The following is a 15,093-nucleotide window of genomic DNA, read 5'->3' on the forward strand; positions in this document are numbered from 1 at the left end:
AACAATGGACGCGCTCGGGCGTCATGCCGACCTGCTCGTTCGAGGCGGCACGGTGGTGACGCCGCAAGGAAGTGGAAAGACGGACGTGGCCTGTGTGGACGGCCGCATCGTTTGCCTCGACGCGCATGGCTGGAGTGCGGACCAGATCATCGACGCGAATGGCCTGCATGTGCTGCCGGGCGTCATCGATACCCAGGTGCATTTCCGCGAGCCAGGCCTTGAGAACAAGGAGAACCTGGAAGCCGGCACACGCGGCGCGGTGCTGGGCGGCGTGACGGCGGTCTTCGAGATGCCGAACACCGACCCGCTGACGTTGTATCGAGCTGACCTCGAAAGGAAGAGTGCGGCAGCATCGGGCCGTGCCTGGTGCGACTTCGCGTTCTACGTGGGTGGCTCGGCACTCAACGCTGGCGAACTCGGCCATCTGGAGCGGTTGCCGGGATGTGTGGGCGTCAAGGTGTTCATGGGCAGCTCGTTCGGCGATCTGCTGGCGGACGACGATGCCGTGCTGCGCCGGATTCTCGCGCACGGCCGGCGGCGCGTGGCCGTTCATGCGGAGGATGAGGCGAGACTGCGTTCACGCAGACGGATCGCGGAGGCATCGGGCGACGTGCGGGATCATCCGCACTGGCGGGACGTGGAAAGCGCCCTCAATGCGACGCGCAGGATTGTCACGATGGCCGGCGAAACGGGACGGCCGCTGCATGTCCTGCATGTTTCGACGGCGGAGGAACTCGCGTTTCTGGCGTCGTACCGGAACCGGGTAACGGTCGAGGTGCTGCCGCACCACCTGACCCTGTGCGCGCCCGAATGCTACAAGCGGCTGGGCACGCTCGCGCAGATGAATCCACCCGTTCGCGACGCCCGGCACCGGGAAGCACTGTGGCACGCGCTGCGCGAAGGCAGGGTGGACGTGCTCGGCAGCGATCATGCGCCGCATACGCTGGAGGAAAAAGCGCGGCCGTATCCGCAGTCGCCCAGCGGCATGACGGGCGTGCAGACGCTCTTGCCGGTCATGCTGGACCACCTCAGCCACGGGCGATTGTCACTGCTGCGTCTCGTGGAGCTGACCAGCTCCGGTCCGGCGCGAGTGTTCGGAATTGAGGGGAAGGGACGGATCGCGGTGGGCTATGACGCCGACCTGACGCTGGTTGACCTGAAGGCGCAAAGGGAGATCACGAACCGGTGGATCGCCAGCGTCTGCGGGTGGACGCCGTACGACGGCCTGCACGTGACCGGCTGGCCAGTGGCCACGATCATCCGGGGTCACGTCGTGATGCGCGACGATGCCGTGCTGGCGCAGCCGGTGGGAAAGCCGGTCCGGTTCAGCGAGGAGATGGCCGTCACGTCGGCATGATGCCGACCGTCTCAAAGCCGTGTGGGATTGGACACGTCGCCGTAGACTGCAATCGGGTCGAAGGTCTTTGCACTTTCCGTGAAGCGCAGTGACGTATTCGGCAGATTGACTGCCCGGTAGAAGCAGCTATGGTAGCCAACATGGCAACTGGCGCCATTGCCGTCCACCTCGACGCGAATCCACAGCGCGTCCTGGTCATCGTCGATGCGCATCTCGACCACGCGCTGTGTGAGGCCACTCGTAGCGCCCTTGCGCCAGAGCAGCTCCCGACTGCGACTCCAGTAGTGGGCAATGCCCGTCTCGATCGTGCGCGCGAGTGCCTCACGGTTCATGTAGCCGACCATCAGGACATCAGCGCTTCCTGCATCGCTGACGACACAGGGGATCAGGCCGTCGGGGCCGAATTTGGGTGCGAACGAGTCGCCTTCCTCAACCTCGGCAACGGACGTACGGGGCGCAAAAGCAGACGGAGAAGTCATGGCGGCAGGGTTTCCAGAGAAGGGCAGTCTGGTGGGCGCGCGGGCGTCAGGTTTCACGCGTGAACGGATGTGTTTTCCAGGGCCCGGGAGAACCAGTCCAGCACACGCTGCCTGCGCGTTTCGCCGTACAGGCGCACAAACCGGTGCGTCTCGGCATGGTCTGCATCGCCGAGCACCGCCAGACGCTCGCGGATGAAACCGGGCATCAGCGGGATACCACACTCGTGCTCGATGCAGTGCTGCCAGGCATCGAAAGTCTGCGGGATCGGTGCAGTCATGGGTACTCCTTGTACTCGAACAGGGCTTCATGTTAGCGAGGTCAACCCATTAATGCAACACAGTTGCGTTAATGGGTTGATATCCGCAGCGGTGCTGGATACTGGGAATATGCTGATCAACGTCTGCGCTGGCAGGTCTGGTACGAAGGCGACAACGGGGCAGACCATGCGTGGCTACGCGGTATTCACGCGCCTTCGAGAAAGACGACGCGCGCGATGGCAGTGACGGTCAATGCCGCGCGGTGAGGAGCGTCGGGGCGCCGGTTCCGGTGCCTCAGCAGCGGGCGGTTGTTCCAGCCTGTGGGTTACGTGCTGTGGCTCGAGCAGTCCCGGCAGGTGCCGTGGATGGTGACGGCGGAGTTCGTGCTGTGTACGCCACGGCGACTCAGCTTGCGCTCGATGCGCGCCAGTACACCGGCCAATTCCGGATCCGCGGGTAGTGCGGAAATACTGTGGCACTGGTCGCACTCGAAATAGCCGCTCGCGCCCTGGCGCTGTGCGAGCGCATGGCGCCAGGTGCGGTCCGATCCCTGGAGACGGATGAGCAGCCCGGCTGCGGTGAGCCGGTCGAGAATCCGGTACAGCGTCACGCGGTCTACCTTTTCTCCGTTTGTTGTGGCGGCCAGATCCCGCGCGAGTTCATCGTGTGACCGCGGCAGGTCGATCCGTTCGAGGCATTCGAGCACGGCAACGCTGAGTGCCGTCGAGCGCAGTCCCGCCTCCCGCAGCCGGGAAGGCCAGTCGGTAACAGGTTGCGGCGCGGACGGACGGGCAGGGCGGCGGGTCGGCATGGATAAAGGTAACGGGATACGGGCTGATAGCGAAATCATACATCGTCACGCCGGCGGAGCGGGGAAGGCTATCGTCAGGCAGCGGGGTCGGGTTACGCACCAGCGTCCTGAATGATTCGAGGTCGGTAGCCATGCCTTGCTGTCCAGGTATATCCGAATTCATGGCCTGGTTCATCGTGTAGTGTCATGACGCGATCGGCGCCAGCATCGTATGCCGGCAATTCCACGAACGGCAACGGCACAGGTAATTGCGGCGGTCTTCGTCCGTGGCCGGGCGATCGAGCTGGAGACGGTAGTCGAAGCTCAGTTCCTCGCCTGTGCGGATTCCGCGTTTCGCGTGGAGATACACACGCAGGACACCCTCACGGCCGCGTTCCTGGGGGCACAGCGGTGATTGATCCAGCGGGCCGCGTTGCCACCGTTGCGCGCATCGATGCAGTAGCGACCGTCGCTCAGGGCAAACAAAAACGTGTGAAACGGATTTTCGGGATTCGCGGGATGCTGGCGCAGCGCCGTGATGTGGGTGATCCGCGCACCCTTGTACTCGATGATGCGTGTACCCCGTGGAATGTCGACAAGGGCAAAAACACCCTTGCCGTGGATGGGACTGCGCCGGACCCTAGATTCGACGGGGCATGGGAGAAGGTGGGCTGACGTAACGTGATCTTTGCTGACAGTATAACGCCGTCGGCGGATATTAATGCAACAATGTTGCATTAAAGTTTGATCATGAAAAGGACAATACGGCTGGCTGCCAATATGACCGTCACCGGATCGGTCCTGCGTTCGCTGATCTGGCGTTATGCGAATCATTCTGGGGCTCTGCCGCGAGAATGTGCAGCCGGATCCTGCCGGCCATGATCGCGATGGTTGCCCTGGCCATGTGCAGCGGAAATGCGAGCGCCGTATCGCCAGGCGAGATCAAGGCAATTGGCGTGGAGAACGAGTATGCCGACCTGATTTCGCAGATCGGCGGCAAGTACGTCCAGGTGATGGCGATCGAGACGGATCCGAACACCGAGTGCATACGACTTCAGTGAGGGGAACGAGATGCGGGGGATTCCACCAGTGTGTGTCGACGAGGCGAAAGCGAGCCTGCTCGCCGAGGTGTGCGCCGATTTCGGTTATGGGGATGACAGACGTATTGCTCGCAAGAATCGATCAGTGCACAGTGAGTACGTTCTTGGAGTTCGAACTTCAATGTACTCAAAAACGTACTCATTTAACGACGGCTTATCCTTTAAAGTGTGAATCTGCCGGTGCCTGGAATGCAAAAAAGCCCACTAAAAAGTCGGCCTTGAACAATTCGTTTCGGCGCGCGGATGCGGTCAGGCTGCCGACGGCATAACGGTTTTGAAGCCGAGCGACGCGACGAGAATCAGCGCGTAAAAAAGCCGCAGCTTCCGGAGAATCATCCTCAGGTTGTGGCCTGCGCCGCACCGCATGGATCGCATCACCCAGCGTCCCTTTCAACCAGTTCCGATCGAGCTTGCCGTCGGCCTTCATATGACCGATAACTGGCTCGATCGCGCTGCGTCGCCGGATCATCGCGCGCAGGCCGCGCGTGATGCCACGTCGCAAACCCGGGTGATAGACCTTTACGCCATCGACGGCAACGCCCTTATAGCCGTGGTCGACGACGGCGATCTCCGCTTGAACGTCGCTCAGGATCGCCGCCTGTTCCAAGGCTTCGGCCAGCGTATGCCCGTCGTACGGATTGCCCGGCATCGAGCGCGCTCCCACCACCAGGCCCTCCCGGTGCGTCGTCGTGATCGACACCTTGACACCGAATTCGTAGGGCTTGCGCGCTTTGCCCTTCGCCGGGCACTCGACTTCCGGCGAGTGCAGCGCGTACAGCTTGTTCTTGTCCTTTTGCTTCTGCGACAGAATCCGCTTCGTGCGGCCGATCAGGTCTTCCAGTGCCGCGCGGCTTTGCTGCGCGACGTCATCGAGTTGCCGTTCGACGTCACGCATTACACGGCCCACACGCGAACGCAAAGTCCGCAGCGCCTTCCTCATCCGCTTGTACTGCTTCGCGTGTGCGTAGCGACCAATCTGGCTCTCCAGACGGGGCGCCTCGCGGTTGTAGTTCTGCCGCAGCTTCAGACCGTGCCGGGCGGCTGCCTTCACCAGATGTTCACGGCAGCGCTCCAGCAGGCGCGAATCGGTCGGATGCGCGATTGCCTTCTCCATCACCGTCGTGTCGACAATCACGTGCTTCAGGCTTGCGCTCTTGATGACGTTCGCCCGTTTCGCCACTTCGATCGTCTCCGCCAGCAGTTCTTCAACGCCGGCTTCACCGAGCCGCTTGCGCCAGCGCGTCAGACTCGACGGATCGATCGGTGGCTTCGTTTGCAGGTACGTCTCGCCGGTGAACACCTGCCAATACGGATTCTCGAGCCATTGCCAGACCACGTCTTCGTCCGACAGGTCGAATGCGTGCTGCAAGTACAGCAGTCCCGCAATCAGGCGCGGCGAGGTCGCCGGCCGGCCCCGCTGCGAGACAAAGCTCGCGCTCATCGCCGTGCCCAACCGATCCCAGTCGATCAGATCGGTCAACCGCACCAGCGGATGCTTCAAGTTGATCTGCTCGCGCAGCGGTTGGCGGAAGAAATCTCCCTCGGTCACAGGCGTCTTCGGACCCATCCAAACCTCGTCGAAATTTGCAGGAAACTCGCACCAATATGCCTGTGCCTTGCAAATCCCACAACACCGTTTCAGCTCATCAGCCTTGATGCATAGGCTTCGGCAGATTATTCAGGGCCGACTAAAAAGCGGGCTTTTTTGCATACATAAACTGACCAAATGATCTAGTGCTAATTTTATGGCGCCTAGGAGAGGACTGGAATTTAAGTTTTAATTGATTGATTTAAAACATATTTTTATATTCTGTCTATTAGCAATGTACATCATTGATGTACTTGCCTGCGGTTGCCTTGAAAAAAACGACGGCCTGTCGTATAAGCGCAACTCCGCCGTGACGGCGACACCCGATGTTGTGATGTGACGTCTCCGCCAGTAGGCGGTCCGGGAAAATCCGCCCGGTTCCATCAGACCCCCAAAGCCCTGGAACAGCAAGGTTGGGGGCTTGTTGCTGCTTTCGCCTCATACCGACGGAATCAACCCATCAGGTCGGGGTGAAAGTGGGGGGAATTGCGGAATCTCAATCTAGGCAACTTCATCGGCTGTCGACACTGCGCTCCGCCAAATTGGTCGATTCCGGTTATTACGCTGACGGCGGCGGCCTTTATTTCCAGATTTCCAGTTACACATTTATGCGGAGCGGGGCAGTGCGGCTCCACTCCGCAAGCATCGTTGAAACTCAGGGCGCGGTAGTCTGCCAGGACGGATCGGTGTTGATTTGCACGGAATCCTGACCCACGGGCTGCCTTAGGTTTTCCGCTTATTGCCCCCTCTTCGTGTCCGTGGCATTCACTACACGGCACTACAAGCAGCAAATTGTTCAACGAACTTCTAACTCACGACACTGGAGATGGGGTTCAAAACCCTGAGGAGGAGATGCAGTTGAAACTGTCCGGATGCCAGCTTCGCCAGTCTCAAATGGTCGGTGTTGAGGGGGGTTCGTTGCACAATGGTTTAAGCGTGGATTGAGGGGGTTCGTTGTACAATATGGTGCAACGAACCCTCTGGCCCACTGATAAAATCCGAACACGTTGCCTGATTCGTCGACGGGATTCGCACTATTTATTATGTCGCCTTCGGCGACCAATTTTACGCTCGAGAAACCATCTTGACAGTAGTGTTGTCTCTTATGTTGTCCCCGTCGCAGCCTGACGAACGGCCGCTACGAGCGCCTATGTACACTGCACAATGCACATATCGCAATGCGCAGTGTACATATCGCATTGCGCATAAGACAATGCCACCAATCTCCGTGAGCATCACGGATCAAAAAGAACACGTACTGATAATGTAAAAATAGATTTCCGATACAGATTATTAGTTGGGTTAATTTATAATTTAGAAAACCGTCACTGGCGCAAAACCATACTCCACCCGGACAAAATCCGATTCATGCAGTGCCTCCAGCAGGCAGCCACCTATCAGTACTTCTTCTACACCTCGGGCCGAACCGATCTTTCAGGTTTCGAGCGCCGGCGAAGAAATTCGCCGATGCGTATGGTACGGATCCCAGCCGCCAGACCAAGCACAAACGTCGACGGGTAAGTGTTTAACGCATGCGTGGCCTGCGCTGATTTCTCGCCATATCTTTACTGTTTCCACGCAACGTTCGAGCAGGAATACACACTTGTGCAATGAGGCGAACGTGACCTCAGGGGAGAGTGGAATTCAATGCAAAATGAATCGGAAACCTCAAAAAAATCCTCGCGCTATCGTGTCGATCTACGCTATAAATATTAAAAAGGGTCGGCATTAACGGCTTACGTCGAGCGACGCAAGGAGACGAGATGGATAATGCGTTTGTGAATTTAGTGAATTCATGTGGACCATCTCAGGCCGATACGCAATTTTCATGCAATGCGTATCGAATCGCGTGCTCAGTCGAGATACTCTCATGGTAAATTTCAATGCTGCTATGCATGACTATATGCATGATCCATAGCAGGTAATCACTAGCTCGAAATACGTCAAGCCTTTCAATTGCAACCGGAATGACTGGAGAACAAGGATGCTTTTCTTTAATGATGGTTTCACCTTCCCGAATTTCCTGGCCGACGTTTTTTCCATCTTCATGTTTATCCTGTGGTTCTGGCTGCTTATTACGGTCTCGAGCGACCTGTTCCGCCGCCACGATGTTTCGGGATGGGGCAAAGTTCTCTGGGTGATTTTCCTGATCATCCTGCCGTATATCGGCATCTTCGCGTATCTGCTCACGCAACATCGCGGCATGGCCGAGCGCGATCAGGCGCGTGCCAAACAGGTGCGCGAAGACCTGCGCCAGGTCGTCGGCTTCAGTGTGGCGGACGAACTGGAAAAGCTCGACAAGCTCAAGGCGTCCGGTTCGATTTCGGCTGAAGAGCACGCGCGTCTGCGCGCCAAGCTCGTGCAGTAAGCCTCGCCTGCTGCATAACCGCCATGGGTGCGCGGGGGTTCTTCCTGTCATTCATGGTGGGGTTCGTTGCCGGCCTCGCGCCGTGCCAGCGCGATCGTCGAGGGCCGTCATGAGGCCTAGCACGAGACCTGTCAGGTGGCGTGACTTTCACACACATCACACGCCTCTCATGCGCGATCTGCATGACTGAGCGTAACGGGAGAAATCCATGTCGATCCGCCGCCTTGCCCACGTTCCCGACTTTGTCACGCGTACCGCGCGCGCGTCCGTGACTTTGCGTCGCGCGGCAGTGACGTGCATGGCAGCGTTGCTGCTGGCGGCCTGTGCGCAGCCGTGGCAGCAATTCGAGGCCGGTCAGGATCAGTCCGCGATCATTGCGAGGATGGGGCCGCCGCGCGAAGTCTATGAGTTGCCGAATGGCGGCCGCCGGCTCATGTGGCCGACGCAGCCGATGGGCTCGACCACCGTGGCCGCCGACATCGACGCATCGGGCAAGATCGTGAACGTGCGTCAGGTCTCGCAGATTCGCGAATTCAATCGCGCGGAAATCGGCAAATGGACGCGCGACGACGTGCTGATCAATTTCGGCCGGCCCGTGCAAACGCAGTTCTTCCGCCTCTCGCAACGCGAAGTGTGGTCGTACCGTTACACCGAAAACAACATTACGCAGCTGCTGTTCAATTTCTCGTTCGATACCAGCGGTGTTTTGCGCGAAACGGCGCGCACGCCTGACCCATTGCGTGATCCCGATGTGCGGCGCTTCTGAGCGTTCGTCATGATTCTCGCGATGCAGCGGTTCAGTGATGATTCAGAGGCCAGGCATTTGGCGAAATGCCTGGCTATATTGATGATGATCCATCGCGCTCGTGCATCTCGCTGAGTCTTTCCGCGAGTCTCTGCGCCGCTGCTATAGCAGCGATTCGATCGGCAGAACCGATAGCATCCACACCCCGAGCCGGCCATACCAGGTCGTATTCGGCTCGACGTCATGGCGGATTTCGGTGTCGCTGTTGCGTTCGATCCAGTAGAGCTTGCCGTTTTCGTCGAGCTTCACGACGTACGCGACTTTCGGCAGCAGCGCGAGAAACGTCTTGTCCACCTGAGCCGCCAGTTCGGGGCTGTCGATCACGAGACCGAGTTCCGTGTTGAGGTAAGCCGAGCGCGGGTCGAAATTGAACGAGCCGACAAAAACCCGTTGCGAGTCGACCACGAAAGTCTTCGCATGCAGGCTCGACCCCGAGCTGCCGAATGGCCCCGGTGACGGTTCTTTCTTGCTGGGCGTGCCCGGCACGCGCCGCAATTCGTACAGGTGGACGTCGTTCTTCAGCAATTCGACGCGCCGCTTCATATAGCCCGAGTGAACGGCGGCCACATCTGTCGCTTCGAGCGCGTTCGTGAGCACGCGCACCTCGACGCCTTTCGCGGCGAGGTCGGTCAGATACTGTGTGCCGGTACGCGCCGGCACGAAATACGGCGACACGAGGTCGATTTCCCGCGAGGGCTCGCCGAGCACTTCACGCATCTGATTGGGAATCAGGGCTTCGGGCGGCGCGTTGTTGAGACCTTTCGCGGGGTCGTCGCTGATCATGTGCGTTTTCGCCCAGTCGAATCGCAGCGTGTCGTCGAGCATCTTCTGCACGACGTGCGGGCCGCGCAGCGCGTCCATGTAGGCGGCCGCCGCGGGTTGCTGCTCGATGGCGTGTGCCTTGCGTTCGAGTTCGGCCAACTGGTCGACGCTCTCGTGCGGCAGAATCCGCTCGACCGGATAAGCCGACGCGCTCGCCCAATAGCGGTCGAAGTCGCGGGAAACGTCGGCCGCGGCCGGCCCGACGGCTAGCACGTCGAGGTCCGCGAAGACCACGCCGTCGGTTGCATCGAAGTACTCGTCGCCGATATTGCGGCCGCCGAGAATCGTGGCGGTGCTGTCGGCCGTCAGCGACTTGTTGTGCATGCGCCGGTTCGCGCGCGAAAAGTCCGTCAGAAAGCCGAGAAATTTCGGGCTGCGCACGACGAACGGATTGAAGAGCCGCACCTCGATGTTCGGATGCGCGTCGAGCGCCGCGAGCGTCGGGTCGAGCGCGGAAGGAATGCCGAGATCGTCGAGCAGCAGCCGCACGCGTACGCCGCGGTCCGCGGCCTCGTGGATCTGTTCGAGCAGCAGCGTACCGGTCAGATCGTCGCGCCAGATGTAGTACTGGATGTCGAGCGTACGCTGCGCCGAGCGGATCAGGTCCATGCGGGCAGCGAACGCCACGTGTGCATCCTCTAGCGGATAGATGCCTGCGAAGCCAGCATGCGCGGCCAGCTCGGGAGCAACCGCGCGGCCCAGATCGGTTGCGGCAGCTTGCGTGGGCGTCAACGCGCTCGATTCCGTGCGGTTGTCGAGCGACGGCAACGCACAGCCGCCGAGCAGACTCGCACATAGCAGGAGCGTGGGCATGACGCCCGGCCAGTGACGAGACGGGCGGCGCGAATAGGACGGGTCATGTTTCTGCCGTTGCATGGAGTTCAGGGATTCCTCTGGATCATCGTGACCCGCTGGTTTTACACATGAAAACATCGCGCCAGCACTGCCTGCCGCACCCGGCGCCTTGCATGCATGTTCCGCATGCCGTCTTGCCGGGAACGAGCAGAATACTATGGCCGCAGAGCAATCGGTGCCGGCAAAACGGTCTTGTTGCGCGGACCGGTTTGTCCGATGATACGGGCAGGCCGTGCGAATTCGAACGGGGAGCAACCCAGGTAACGTTCGAGCCGCTGCGCGTCAATGTTTGCGTGAGCGTCCATCGAGCGTTTCGCCCATTCCGGAGTCGAGCAACGTGAAGATTTCCCGCTTGCTGCTTGGCAGCGTCATGCTATTCGTGGTGGGCACGGTGTTGCAGACGATATGGCCGCTCGCGCAGCCCGCCGCCTATCACCACTTTGCCGATCAACGTTCGCTTGGCTCACTGCATAACGCATCGGACGTATTGTCGAATCTCGTCATTCTGCTCGCCGGCATTCTTTGTCTTGGCTGGGTGAAGCGGCATGCGTCGAATCAGCCGGCGCAATTCCCCGGCATGGTCGTCGCCGCGTTCGGGCTGCTCCTGACGGCATTTGGTTCGGCCTACTATCACATGGCGCCGACCGATGCGACGCTTGTGTGGGACCGTCTGCCGATGACGATCGTGTTCGCCGGCATCCTCGCGATGCTATGGACCTCGGCCACCGGAGAGCGCGTGGGCTGGACGCAGATGCTGATCATGGTCGTCGTATCGCCGGCGACCGTTGCCTACTGGCTCGTCTTCAGCAGCCTGTGGCCTTATGCGATTCTGCAATTCGGCGGGCTCATGCTGATCGTCGGCATGACGCTCACGCGCAAGGTGAACGGTGTGTTCGCGTGGATGCTCGTGATCGTTTTCTATGGCATTGCGAAAATTTTCGAAAGTCTCGATTGGCAGATCTGGGAGCTGACGCATCACATGATCGCGGGCCATGCATTGAAGCATGTGTCGAGTGGGCTTGCCGGTGCATCGATGATTCTGGTCGCGAATGTCGCGTCGCGTTCTGCCACGGGGATCGGCTCGCGGCGTCCGGGCGGCATCGGTCGCACGGGCCCGCCGCGTTGATGCCGCGCACGGTCGCCACGCGCTCGGCCACGCAATTTGCGGCGTAATTCGCCGGGCTTTTGCCCTCGAGCGCGTCTTGCGCACGCCTTTGCGCCCGCAGCGCGGCGGCGAGTTCGCGATGACGATCGCGCGTCGGCGTATCGGGTACGGCTGACGTTGCGGCATCGTGTACTCCGTGCCGTGTCCGTCATCGTTATATGCGAATATCGGTGCTGTCCGCCGTTCGACAGCCATGCGAGCCGATCGTACCGTGGACCCCGAAGCGAACCATTTGCGGATCAATGGAGCACTGACCGATGACCGACAGATTGCAGGCGTCCGTATGCGTGGTGGTGCTGCTGCTGATTGTGGGCTGGGTGCTGTATATCGGCCGCGCGGTGTTCGTTCCTATCGTGTTCGGCGCAATCGCGGTCTATGTGGTCGTCGATTTCACACGTCTGCTGCAACGCATTCCGGTGATCGGCCCGCGCTTGCCGGTGCAGTTGCGCTACGGTCTTTCGATGTTCCTGATCGCGGCGGCGATCTTCTTCGTGGTCGACATGCTCGTCGCGAATTACGATGCGCTCGTCGCATTGGCGCCGCGCTACCAGGACTCGGTTCTCGTGATGATCCACAAGATCTCGGTGCTGCTGCAACTCGACAGCGAGCCGACCTGGGAGTCGCTGCGGCGGAACATGCTCACGCAGCTGAACATTCAGGCGGTCGTGACCGGCATGCTCACGTCGCTGTCGTCGGTCATCATCGACCTCTTCGTGATCGTGCTGTATGCGAGCTTTCTGCTGGTGGAGCGCAGCACGTTCGGCGAAAAGCTCGCGAACATGACCGCGAATTCGACCAACGCGGCGCGGATCAGGGCCGTCGTCACTGACATCAACCGGCGCATCGGTGCTTATCTCGCGCTGAAGACGTTTCTCGGCGTGCTGCTCGGCGTGATCTGCTGGTTCGCGATGCGCAGCGTCGGCCTCGAATTCGCGGGGCTGTGGGCTGTGCTGACCGCGCTGCTCAACTACGTGCCGTATATCGGCTCGGTACTCGCGATCGTGTTTCCGGTGCTCATGTCGGTGCTGCAGTTCGGCGATCTGAACTCGATACTGATCGTGTTGCTTTCGCTAACCGCGATTCACTTTGTGATCGGCAACATCCTCGACCCGTATATGACGGGCAACTCGCTGAACCTGAGTCCGTTTGCGATCCTCGCGAGCATGGCGATGTGGTCGGCGCTGTGGGGTGTGCCGGGCGCTTTTCTGGCGGTGCCGATTACCGTCAGCGTGACGATCATTTTCTCCGAGTTCGACATGACGAGACCGGTTGCGGTGTTGCTGTCGAAGAACGGCCGGCTTGCTTATGGTAAGGGGCAGCGGACGGCTTGAGACGAGCTAAACTTACCGCTTACTGTCAGCGTCGCTCGTTCGAACTCATGCCCCGTCGTCGAGACCATCACGATCTTCCACCGTCCACCGAGGCACAGGCCAGCGCCGGCGCGCTCGAAGCCCCGGCGCTGTTGCGCCGGCTGTTGCGCCGGCTGTTGCGCGCCAAAGACCGCATGGACGCCGCTTCGCACGAGGCGTGGCCGGTGCGGCGGCTCGCCGAAGTCAGCGGCGTGTCGGAAGCGCATTTCGCGCGCTCGTTCAAGCGGGCTTTCGGCGTTCCGCCGCATCGCTATCTGTTGACACGGCGTATCGAGCAGGCGGTCACGCTATTGCGCGATACCGACCTCGGCATCACCGACATCGCTTTCGCGACCGGTTGGGAAAGCCTCGGCACCTTCGGCCGTATCTTTCGCGACATCACGGGCCGCAGTCCCGGCGAGATGCGCGTCGAGGCGAGAGCCAGCCAGTCGCGGCTCGAATGTGTGCCCGCCTGTGTGCTGAAGGCCGCGCAACGTCCCGATCTCACGATCGCAGTTTTGGAGAAGCGCCGCCGCGACGCCGACGATACAGTCGAGCCCTCAACCAGGGAGGTGTCATGAATCAGGGTATCAATGTGGTCGGCCTGTATGTCGACAATCAGGACGAAGCGCTCGCTTTCTACGTCGACAAGCTCGGATTCCGCGTTCACACGGACGTGCGCAACGGTTCGTACCGCTGGCTCACTGTCCAGCATCCGGAGCAGCCATCGTTTCAGCTCGGCCTGTTCACGCCGGGGCCGCCGATTCACGATGAGGCCACCGCGCAAACGCTGCGTGCGATGGTCGCGAAAGGGGCAATGCCGCCGCTCGTTCTTTCCGTCGCGGATTGCCGCGCGAGCTACGAGCAGATGAAAGCGCGCGGCGTCGAATTCACCCAGGAACCGACGGATCGCTTCGGCAGTGTCGATGCCGGTTTCCGCGATCCGGCCGGCAACGGATGGAAGATGGTCCAGGCGCCGGCGGGCACGAAGTGAGCGCGAGTCGCGCGTGGATGCCTGGGTGCCGCTAGTCGGATGTTGCTGACCACGCAGGCGGTCAGCGGATACGGTATGGCCGGCGTCTGACCGTCGCGCGCCGTTCGTCGGGGCGTTGGCAGCGTTGGTCGCTGGCGCTGCTGCGGGAGAGGGGCGGGAGTGAACAGACCGTGTATCTGCGCCGATCGTCAGGCAGAGATCGGCGCAGGTGCGTGACCCGAACCAGATTCAGAAAGTTACTGCGCGACAGGCTGGGTCACGTCGGTGCCGAACCAGTGCATCGAGATCTTTTTCAGCGTACCGTCCTGCTTCATCTGCGTTAGCGCATCGTCGAGCGCTTTCGCGAACTTCGGGTTGTCCTTGCGGAAAGGGATGCCCATCTCCTGATCGGCTCCTTTCAGCACCGCACCCGTGCGCAGCGGTAACTGCGAGTTCTTGATGATGTACGGCAGCATGAGCCGGTCGTCGATCGTCGCGTCGATACGTTTGGCGGCGAGATCGCGCAGCTTTTCGGGCGCGCCCGGATAAGTCAGCACGTTGATGCCCGGCACGGCTCGCGCCATCTGGTCGTAGTTCGTGCCGAGCGTCACGCCGATCTTCTTGTCGCCCTTGAATTCGTCGAGCGATTTGAACTCGCGCTTGTCGTCGGCGCGCTGGATCAATTGCGCGGCCGAGTACGTGTACGGCTGGCTGAAATCGACAATCTGTTTGCGTTGCGGCGTAATGGTGACCTGGTTGACGATGACGTCGAACTTGCCGCTTTGCAGCGCCGCGATAATGCCGCTCCATTCGGTCGGAATAAACACCGGCTTCACGCCGAGCTTCGCTGCCACGGCCTTGGCGACGTCGACGTCGAAGCCTTCGAGCTCGCCGTCCTTGTTGCGCGAGTCGAACGGCGGATAGGTGCCTTCGAGACCGATCTTCAGAACGCCAGCCTGTTTGACGCTATCGAGCAGGTCTTCGGCATGAGCGGCAACGGCGGTAAAGCCGAGGGCCGAGAGAGCCAGCGCGTTGATGAGCAGCAGCTTCGAGAATTTCATGGAGTGTCTCCTCTGTGCTTGACTTTGCTTGAGTATCGGGCTGCACGACGCAACGATTCCACACGTTGTGCGGGAATACGGCGAGTCACGGGATTTATCGTAGCACTTTAAAAATAGGCGGCC

14 protein-coding genes and 2 pseudogenes are annotated in these 15,093 nt (G+C 60.4%); 8 read left to right on the forward strand and 8 right to left on the reverse strand.

The window, feature by feature from the left end; all coding sequences use genetic code 11:
* The first annotated feature begins 4 nt into the window (after positions 1-4).
* Positions 5-1,357 (forward strand): dihydroorotase, encoded by a 1,353-nt coding sequence (locus tag F3J20_RS11160; protein WP_240159392.1) that lies wholly within the window; start codon positions 5-7, stop codon positions 1,355-1,357.
* A gap of 11 nt (positions 1,358-1,368) precedes the next feature.
* Here the strand turns inward: F3J20_RS11160 and hisI are convergent, their stop codons facing one another.
* The 4 genes from hisI to F3J20_RS11180 all read right to left on the reverse strand — a co-directional run bounded on the left by hisI (position 1,369) and on the right by F3J20_RS11180 (position 3,718).
* Entirely contained in the window at positions 1,369-1,836 is a 468-nt protein-coding gene (gene hisI / locus F3J20_RS11165) for a phosphoribosyl-AMP cyclohydrolase (RefSeq protein WP_167050400.1), read from the reverse strand.
* Positions 1,837-1,889: 53 nt separating this feature from the next.
* Entirely contained in the window at positions 1,890-2,114 is a 225-nt protein-coding gene (locus F3J20_RS11170; RefSeq protein WP_167050401.1) for a hypothetical protein, read from the reverse strand.
* A 305-nt stretch (positions 2,115-2,419) separates the two neighbouring features.
* Positions 2,420-2,905, reverse strand: a complete 486-nt coding sequence (locus tag F3J20_RS11175; protein ID WP_167283388.1) for a transcriptional repressor — start codon at positions 2,903-2,905, stop codon at positions 2,420-2,422.
* Between the two features lie 303 nt (positions 2,906-3,208).
* Positions 3,209-3,718, reverse strand: coding sequence for an SET domain-containing protein-lysine N-methyltransferase (locus F3J20_RS11180; protein WP_345889867.1), 510 nt, complete (start codon positions 3,716-3,718; stop codon positions 3,209-3,211).
* 44 nt (positions 3,719-3,762) lie between these two features.
* Between F3J20_RS11180 and F3J20_RS32070 the strand changes: the two genes are divergently transcribed.
* Positions 3,763-3,945: a hypothetical protein gene (locus F3J20_RS32070; protein ID WP_240159394.1), complete on the forward strand. Its 183-nt coding sequence runs from the start codon at positions 3,763-3,765 to the stop codon at positions 3,943-3,945.
* A gap of 25 nt (positions 3,946-3,970) precedes the next feature.
* Here the strand turns inward: F3J20_RS32070 and F3J20_RS32535 are convergent.
* Both F3J20_RS32535 and F3J20_RS11190 read right to left on the reverse strand, forming a co-directional pair.
* Positions 3,971-4,063: pseudogene (locus F3J20_RS32535) on the reverse strand (3-hydroxyacyl-CoA dehydrogenase family protein); the annotation flags it as partial.
* A 170-nt stretch (positions 4,064-4,233) separates the two neighbouring features.
* Positions 4,234-5,551, reverse strand: a pseudogene (locus F3J20_RS11190) (IS5 family transposase).
* Positions 5,552-7,556: 2,005 nt separating this feature from the next.
* Between F3J20_RS11190 and F3J20_RS11195 the strand changes: the two are divergent.
* Together F3J20_RS11195 and F3J20_RS11200 are read left to right on the forward strand one after the other, a co-directional pair.
* Positions 7,557-7,940: an SHOCT domain-containing protein gene (locus tag F3J20_RS11195; protein ID WP_167048469.1), complete on the forward strand. Its 384-nt coding sequence runs from the start codon at positions 7,557-7,559 to the stop codon at positions 7,938-7,940.
* 298 nt (positions 7,941-8,238) lie between these two features.
* The gene (locus tag F3J20_RS11200; protein ID WP_167048639.1) at positions 8,239-8,706 is read left to right on the forward strand and encodes a hypothetical protein; all 468 of its coding nucleotides are present in this window, start codon (positions 8,239-8,241) and stop codon (positions 8,704-8,706) included.
* Between the two features lie 141 nt (positions 8,707-8,847).
* Here the strand turns inward: F3J20_RS11200 and F3J20_RS11205 are convergent, their stop codons facing one another.
* A complete protein-coding gene (locus tag F3J20_RS11205) occupies positions 8,848-10,443 on the reverse strand; it encodes a phospholipase D family protein (RefSeq protein ID WP_167048471.1) in 1,596 nt (531 codons plus the stop codon).
* A 316-nt stretch (positions 10,444-10,759) separates the two neighbouring features.
* On the opposite strand from F3J20_RS11205, the gene F3J20_RS11210 reads away from it, so the two are divergent.
* The 4 genes from F3J20_RS11210 (at position 10,760) to F3J20_RS11225 (ending at position 13,930) form a co-directional block, all read left to right on the forward strand.
* A complete protein-coding gene (locus F3J20_RS11210) occupies positions 10,760-11,548 on the forward strand; it encodes a hypothetical protein (protein ID WP_167283389.1) in 789 nt (262 codons plus the stop codon).
* 296 nt (positions 11,549-11,844) lie between these two features.
* Positions 11,845-12,918: an AI-2E family transporter gene (locus F3J20_RS11215; RefSeq protein WP_167048475.1), complete on the forward strand. Its 1,074-nt coding sequence runs from the start codon at positions 11,845-11,847 to the stop codon at positions 12,916-12,918.
* 47 nt (positions 12,919-12,965) lie between these two features.
* Positions 12,966-13,517, forward strand: a complete 552-nt coding sequence (locus F3J20_RS11220; RefSeq protein WP_167283390.1) for an AraC family transcriptional regulator — start codon at positions 12,966-12,968, stop codon at positions 13,515-13,517.
* The gene (locus F3J20_RS11225; RefSeq protein WP_167048479.1) at positions 13,514-13,930 is read left to right on the forward strand and encodes a VOC family protein; all 417 of its coding nucleotides are present in this window, start codon (positions 13,514-13,516) and stop codon (positions 13,928-13,930) included. Before F3J20_RS11220 ends, F3J20_RS11225 begins: the two co-directional genes overlap by 4 nt.
* A gap of 236 nt (positions 13,931-14,166) precedes the next feature.
* Here F3J20_RS11225 and F3J20_RS11230 read toward each other — a convergent pair whose 3' ends face one another.
* Positions 14,167-14,970, reverse strand: coding sequence for a transporter substrate-binding domain-containing protein (locus F3J20_RS11230; RefSeq protein WP_167048481.1), 804 nt, complete (start codon positions 14,968-14,970; stop codon positions 14,167-14,169).
* Positions 14,971-15,093 lie beyond the last annotated feature (123 nt).

This window comes from Paraburkholderia sp. Cy-641 (assembly GCF_011752945.1).
Taxonomy (GTDB): Bacteria; Pseudomonadota; Gammaproteobacteria; order Burkholderiales; family Burkholderiaceae; genus Paraburkholderia.